The sequence below is a fragment of the Massilimicrobiota sp. An134 genome, assembly GCF_002160815.1.
GTDB lineage: Bacteria > Bacillota_I > Bacilli_A > Erysipelotrichales > Coprobacillaceae > Allocoprobacillus > Allocoprobacillus merdigallinarum.
Window position 1 is genome coordinate 1 of the sequence record NZ_NFLH01000075.1, and the last position, 1,308, is coordinate 1,308.

A 1,308-nucleotide genomic window follows, 5' to 3' on the forward strand; every position below is an offset into this window, starting at 1 on the left:
CCTGGTATATTATAATTGACTCATTTATCAGTCATTAAAATATACCTTCTCCTTTCTATCAACTTTATTAATACGTAGTTGATGACGTTTAGGTTTATATGTAAAATTGAAATATGTGTTTGTGGATTTGTATTTTTCCGTGTGGCTTTGACTACTTCAAGGAGGTTTGGACCACTCACTTATTCCTCAATAACGATGAGTTAGATGAGTCTTTGAATTCACATTTTGTACCAGGTTTTATGGTCTAAGTGTTGTGGGTACCACATCACATGAAATTTATTTGAAAGGATGGTTTTTATGAAATTAGTTGGTATTGATATTGGAAAGCACAAGCATTTCGTCAGTATCGTTGACAAGTTGACTGGTGAAATTATTCTTCAGCCTGTCGCTTTCTCTAATAATGCTCAGGGTTTTGAATTCCTTATCTCTCAGATCGCTCTCTATCCTGTTGATAGCGTTCTTATCGGTATGGAAGATACTGGTCATTATCATTTCGCTTTATTGCGCTTTCTTTTGCAGAAAAACTACAACGTCGCTTTAATCAATCCTAAAACTACCGATCTCAATCGTAGAATGGATGGTGGCATCACTAAAAACGATAAACTTGATACTCTTAATATATGCGATATATTAAGCTCAAACAAACTCAAGAAACCTTATCGTTTGACGTCATCTAAGAAATTTGACCTTTATGAACAGAAGCAGCTGACTAGGTTGCATCATTCCCTCAAGGAACAGATTAATGTTCTTTCCAATCGTCTGCAGAAATGCATAGATCTTGTTTTTCCTGAATATAACTCACTTTTTAAATCCAAGTACGGAAAAGTCTATATGTCTATTCTTAAACAGTTTGGCAGTGCAAAGGCCATTGCACAGGCTGACATCAGAACTTTACGCAAATGCTTTGATATTACCGGCAGAGGCAATCGCATTTCTCTGACTGCTGAAAAGCTAAAGGAAAGTGCAAAAACATCTGTTGGCATTTCTTCGTTGGCAGATGAAATGCAGATTAAACATCTAATAGCTCATATCGAACTGCTTAATGATCAGCTCAAAGAAATAGATAAAAAAATAGAAGAGTTTTCCACTGACTTAAACTCTCCTATCATCTCCGTACCAGGAATTTCGCATTTCTCTGGTACATCAATTCTAGCAGAATATGGAGATATTTTCAACTATTCTAAGCCTTCAAAGATAATAAAGGCAGCGGGTGTCGCCCCATTTCACTACGAATCAAGTCAGTACGAAGCCAAGCATAGTGCCATAACCAAGCAGGGATCGAGCTATTTAAGAAAGACGTTATATCAG

Annotated in this window: 1 protein-coding gene; it reads left to right on the forward strand. The window is 36.5% G+C overall.

Annotation, left to right across the window (positions count from 1 at the left end; translation table 11 throughout):
- Nucleotides 1-297: 297 nt before the first annotated feature.
- Nucleotides 298-1,308, forward strand: a 1,011-nt coding sequence (locus B5E79_RS13225) for an IS110 family RNA-guided transposase (RefSeq protein WP_087298358.1), incomplete at its 3' end; no start/stop codon positions are given.